This is a genomic window from Coprococcus intestinihominis (assembly GCF_040096555.1).
Lineage (GTDB): Bacteria > Bacillota > Clostridia > Lachnospirales > Lachnospiraceae > Coprococcus_A > Coprococcus_A intestinihominis.
This window is the reverse complement of record NZ_JBBMEK010000219.1, coordinates 1-5,642: the sequence shown is the minus strand read 5'-3', so window position 1 is coordinate 5,642 and position 5,642 is coordinate 1. Positions and strand designations below refer to the sequence as shown.

The following is a 5,642-nucleotide window of genomic DNA, read 5'->3' as shown; positions in this document are numbered from 1 at the left end:
CTGCAGATTCAGCCGGGGCAAAGAGGACTGGATGCTACGTTGGGATATGGCGGGCATACATCCGCTATGTTGAGGTGCCTGAATGGCGAAGGTCATCTGACGGCTCTTGATGTGGATGCCATTGAGATGGCCAAGACAGAAGAGAGGTTGAGAAATCAGGGATTCGGATCGGACATACTGACGATCCGGAAGATCAACTTTGCCAATATTGATGAGGTAGCCGAAAAAGATGGCAAATTCGATTTTATACTGGCAGACCTGGGGGTTTCTTCCATGCAGATTGATAACCCGGACAGAGGATTTTCTTATAAATATGACGGACCGTTGGATCTGAGACTGGATCAGACAAAGGGAGAGCCTGCATCCGAGCGGTTAAAGCATGTGACAAGGGATGAATTTGAGGGTATGTTGATTGAGAACTCTGATGAACCTTATGCGGCAGAGATCGCGTCAGTTGTGATGCAGGAACTGAAAAAAGGGCATCCGGTGGATACAACATCAAAACTGCGTGAATTAATTGAAAAGGCGTTGGTCAGAGTACCGGCTGCAGATCGAAAAGAGGCAGTGAAGAAATCCTGTGCCAGAACATTTCAGGCGCTGCGTATTGATGTGAACAGTGAATTTGAAGTGTTGGAAGCTTTTCTTCAGAAACTTCCGGATGTGTTGAATCCGGGCGGCAGAGTAGCTGTTTTGACGTTCCATTCAGGAGAAGACAGACTGGTAAAGAAATCTTTCAAGGAAAATGTGAAAGCCGGTATTTACAGTGAAGCCGCGAAGGATGTGATTCGTCCTTCTGCGGAAGAATGCAGATGCAACAGCCGTGCACATTCCACAAAACTCCGATGGGCGGTCAGAAGCTGATACAAGCGGGATATGTTGCTGTTTGATAATAAAAATATACATCAATAGATTGCATAAGAAAGAGAAGGCGAATAGATATGGGAAGATTTAAGATGGAAAATGACCGTCTGGTCGTGACGATCGATGATTTGGGTGCAGAACTTGTCAGCATTTATGACAAAAAATATAGCCGCGAACTGATTTGGCAGGGAGACCCGGCCTGGTGGAAAAGGCAGGCACCGATCCTTTTTCCGAATGTAGGCAAGTTTTACGGCGGCGAATACCTGTATCAGGGCAGACATTATGTGCAGGATCAGCATGGTTTTGCCAGAGATTATGTGTTGGAAAGAGTTGAAGAAAGTCCGGCTTCTGTGACCCATCGACTGGTGTCGAATGCAGAAACAAGAAAGGTTTATCCGTTTGATTTTGAATTGATGATCACCCATCGGTTGGATGGAGATAAAGTGGATATACAGTGGCAGGTAAAGAATACAGGTGACCACCCGATGCATTTTACAATTGGCGGACATCCCGGATTTAATGTGCCGGTGCTGCCGGATACGGAATACAGTGATTATGCGCTGAAGTTTGCGGAGGATCAGGATGAATTGCATTTTATCCGTATCGACATGAATACGGGAACCGGTTTGCCGGATAAGGTTTACACAATGATGTTGACTGATCACAAATACCAGCTGAGAAAAGACCTTTTTGACCTGGATGCCCTTGTTTTTGACGGCGGACAGATCAGACAGGCAGGAATTGTTATGCCGGATGGCTCGGATTATTTGACCCTGTTATGTGACGGATTTCCGAATTTTGGTATCTGGGCGGCCCCGGGAGCACCTTTTGTGTGCCTGGAACCGTGGTGCGGACGATGCGACAATTTCGGCTATGAAGGTGAATTGCAGGATAAACCGGGTATCAACAGCCTGAATGTGGATGAAACATTTAAAAAGGTGTATAGTATTGTGATTGGCGGTTGAAAACTTTCCTGAAAAAATCCGAAATGGTGGATAATGGACTGGAAATAAGAAAAATTCAGCATTGAAAAAGAAAAGAGGCTGTTACTCTGAAGTAACAGCCTCAATTTGTATAGCGGAGACGATGGGATTCGAACCCATGTGCCGGTTGCCCGACAACTTGATTTCGAGTCAAGCTCGTTATGGCCACTTCGATACGTCTCCAGTGCCTATCTATTATACTATGGTTTTGATGGAATTTCAAATACTTTTTCATAAATATTTCACAAATACAGAAAAAGGGAATTAGTACTTTGCGGAATTGGGAAAATAGTTTACAATAAAAAAAGCACTGAATGAAAAACAAAGGATTTGATATAGATGAGTAAAACAGTATTAGGTATTCTTGCGCATGTGGATGCGGGAAAGACAACGCTATCTGAGAGCATTCTTTATCTGACAGGCAGTATCAGAAAGCTGGGCAGAGTAGATAACAAAGATGCTTTTCTGGATACTTACAGCCTGGAGAGGGAGAGAGGCATCACTATTTTCTCAAAGCAGGCCGAAATTGAGATGCGGGGAAGATCGTATACACTGCTTGACACACCGGGACATGTGGATTTTTCAGCAGAGATGGAGCGAACGCTTCAGGTGCTTGACTATGCGGTGCTGGTGATCAGCGGTGCAGACGGTGTTCAGGGACATACACAGACACTGTGGCGTCTTCTGGCACGGTATGAGGTGCCTACATTTATTTTTGTGAATAAAATGGATCAGAATGGGACAGACAGAAGGGCTTTGATGGAGGAGATCAGACAGCGACTCGGGGACAGTTGTATTGATTTTTCCGAAGAAGCAGATGCACGCAATGAGAATCTGGCGATGTGCAATGAGAAGGTGCTGGAAGCTTATCTGGAAAAGGGAACTGTGACGGATGAACAGGTGCGCAGAATGATCACCGGGAGAAAGGTTTTTCCGTGCTTCTTCGGTTCAGCCCTGAAATTGACAGGGGTGCAGGAGTTGTTGGACGGCATTGCAAAATGGACAGAAGAGAAGCAGTATCCGGAGACATTCGGGGCCAGAGTATTTAAAATCGCAAGGGATGCCCAGGGCGGACGCCTGACTTATATGAAGATTACCGGTGGCAGCCTGAAGGTCAAGGCACAGCTCCGGGGCCATATACGGAGAAGACAGGAAGCCGGGGGTGAGGCAGAGGATACATTATCCGGGAAAGATGCTTCGGCAGGTGAATGGGAAGAAAAGGTTAATCAGATCCGTATATATAATGGAACAAAGTTTGAGACAGTTGATGCAGCTTCAGCAGGTACGGTTTGTGCAGTGACAGGGCTTACACAGACACAGGCTGGAGACGGACTGGGAGCGGAGGCTGAGCAGGTAGTGCCCCTTTTGGAACCTGTACTGACTTACAGGGTTGAACTGCCGGAGGGCAGTGATCTGCACAAGGTACTGCATCAATTGCGTCAGTTGGAAGAAGAAGAGCCGGAACTGCATATTGTCTGGGATGATATTTCAGGACAGATGCTTGTGCAGCTGATGGGTGAAATCCAGACAGAAATATTGCAGCAGATGATCCATGAGCGGTTTGGACTGGAAGTAAAATTTGGTACAGGACAAATTGTGTATAAGGAAACGATTGCAGCACCGGTGGAAGGTGTGGGTCACTTTGAACCTCTCAGACACTATGCGGAAGTCCACCTTTTAATGGAAACTTTGGAGGCCGGCAGCGGACTTGTCTTCGATACTGTCTGCAGCGAGAATATGCTGGATCGCAACTGGCAGCGTCTGATCCTGACACATCTGGAGGAAAAGGTTCACAGAGGCGTATTGATGGGAGCGCCGATCACGGATATGCGCATCACATTGATTGCGGGAAGAGCACATCAGAAGCATACCGAAGGCGGGGATTTCAGGCAGGCGACTTACAGAGCGGTGCGCCAGGGACTGCAGAAAGCAGAAAGTGTTCTGCTGGAACCTTATTACCGCTTCAGGCTGGAATTGCCGCAGCGTCTGGTAGGACATGCCATGACGGATATTGAGAAGATGAGCGGCAGGTTTGAACTTGGAGAAAATGAGGGCGAAACAGCCGTATTAACAGGAATGGCACCCGTTTCAGAAATGCGTGAATATCAGAAGGATGTGGCTGCCTATACCGGAGGTACAGGACGATTGTTCTGTACAATGGCGGGCTATTATCCTTGCCATAATACGGAAGAAGTACTGGTGGCATCAGCCTATGATCCGGAGCGGGATCTGGCAAATCCGACGGGGTCTGTGTTCTGTGCCCATGGTGCAGGATTTGTAGTGCCATGGTATGAAGTGGAAGATTATATGCATCTGGAAGGCGCCGGACTGGATGGAGAGACGGCAGGTGCTGAGGATGGGGATACGGTGATGACAGCAAAAGCGAAGGCTGCCAGAAGCCGAAGCATTGCACCGTCTCTGGCGGATGATAAAGAACTGGAAGCTATTTTTGTCAGAACATATGGTGAAATTAAGCGACGAAAGCCACAGAAAGAACGTACATTCAGAGGAGCGGATACAAGTTATTCAGAAGTATCAGGCTCTTCAGGGAAAATGACAGGTGGGTTGAGTGATTCATCCGGTAAAGGCAGCTGGCGAGGCGGAAAGAAGCAGCAGGAGAACAGACGGCAGGCGACCGCACAGGAAAGCTATCTGCTTGTGGACGGTTATAATATCATTTTTGCCTGGGAAGATCTGCATGAATTGTCGGAACATAGTATGGACGCTGCACGCAACAAGTTGATGGAGACATTGTCCAACTATCAGGGCTATACAAGCCAGAGGGTGATTCTTGTTTTTGATGCCTACAAAGTGGAAGGATTTCCGGGTGAAGTGACAAAGTGGCATAATATTGATGTCGTTTTTACAAAGGAGGCAGAGACGGCAGATCAGTATATCGAAAAGACGGCCCATGCCATCGGAAGAAAGTATAAAGTAACCGTGGCAACATCAGATGGCCTTGAGCAGGTGATTATCCGAAGTCAGGGGTGCCTTTTGATGTCAGCCAGAGAATTGCGGCAGGAAATCGAGCGGATAAAAGTCGAAATCCGCCGTGAGCATCTGGAGAAGAATCAGGAGAGAGGCAATTATCTGCTGAATTATCTTCCGGAAGAAGAGGCCGAGCGGATGGAAGCCATCCGTCAGGGCCTGATATCAGCAGATGAAGCGGATGCGGACAAAAGGCGCCGCTGATAAATAAGATACCATGAGACAAGAACGATTCCTTTCAGTATGCTGGAGATACTGATGCTCCACCAGATGCCTGAAAGGCCAAGGGGGGTTTTTGTCAGAATAAGAAGTAAAGGAATACGCATACATGTCAGCAGGATGCTTTCGCTGGAAGGCGGCAAGGTGTTGCCCAGACCTCCGAAGGCACCTGCTGTTGTAATTTCGGCACACATAAAAAGCTGTGAAAAACCCATGATGCGCAGATAGTCGATACCGATCGGCAAAACAGCATCATCGTTCAGGAAAATTCTGAAAATCGGTCCCGGGAGGAAAACAAGCAGTAATGTGCAGAGACTTCCCCAGACAAGAACAATTTTCATGATGGAACGATAACCGGCTTTGACACGATCCAGCTGTCCGGCACCATAGTTCTGTGAGATAAAGGCATTGATAGCGGCCATAAAACCGTCGGCAGCCATCCAGGACAGGGATTCAACCTGAGTGCCGACTTTCTGCGCAGCTACAGCGCCGTCCCCGTAAACGGCGACAAAGCGGGCAATCAGCATGGAACAGCATGAAAATAGCATATCCTGCAGAGAAAGCGGAAGGCCGATGCGTATAATCTGTGTA

General features: G+C 47.6%; 4 protein-coding genes and 1 tRNA gene. 3 read left to right on the top strand and 2 right to left on the bottom strand.

Annotated elements, in window-relative coordinates:
* Both rsmH and WMO25_RS13995 read left to right on the top strand, forming a co-directional pair.
* On the top strand, positions 1 to 861 hold an 861-nt coding region (gene rsmH / locus WMO25_RS14000), incomplete at its 5' end, for a 16S rRNA (cytosine(1402)-N(4))-methyltransferase RsmH (RefSeq protein WP_349085820.1).
* 77 nt (positions 862 to 938) lie between these two features.
* The gene (locus WMO25_RS13995) at positions 939 to 1,826 is read left to right on the top strand and encodes an aldose 1-epimerase family protein (RefSeq protein ID WP_349085819.1); all 888 of its coding nucleotides are present in this window, start codon (positions 939 to 941) and stop codon (positions 1,824 to 1,826) included.
* A 113-nt stretch (positions 1,827 to 1,939) separates the two neighbouring features.
* Here the strand turns inward: WMO25_RS13995 and WMO25_RS13990 are convergent.
* A tRNA-Ser gene (locus tag WMO25_RS13990) sits at positions 1,940 to 2,027 on the bottom strand.
* 156 nt (positions 2,028 to 2,183) lie between these two features.
* Between WMO25_RS13990 and WMO25_RS13985 the strand changes: the two genes are divergently transcribed.
* Positions 2,184 to 5,036 carry an NYN domain-containing protein gene (locus WMO25_RS13985; protein ID WP_349085818.1) on the top strand — a complete coding sequence of 951 codons (2,853 nt, stop codon included), beginning with the start codon at positions 2,184 to 2,186 and terminating at the stop codon, positions 5,034 to 5,036.
* Here WMO25_RS13985 and WMO25_RS13980 read toward each other — a convergent pair.
* The coding region (locus WMO25_RS13980) for an MATE family efflux transporter (RefSeq protein ID WP_349085817.1) at positions 4,985 to 5,642 on the bottom strand (658 nt) is incomplete at its 5' end. The two genes, WMO25_RS13985 and WMO25_RS13980, sit on opposite strands and share 52 nt — an antisense overlap.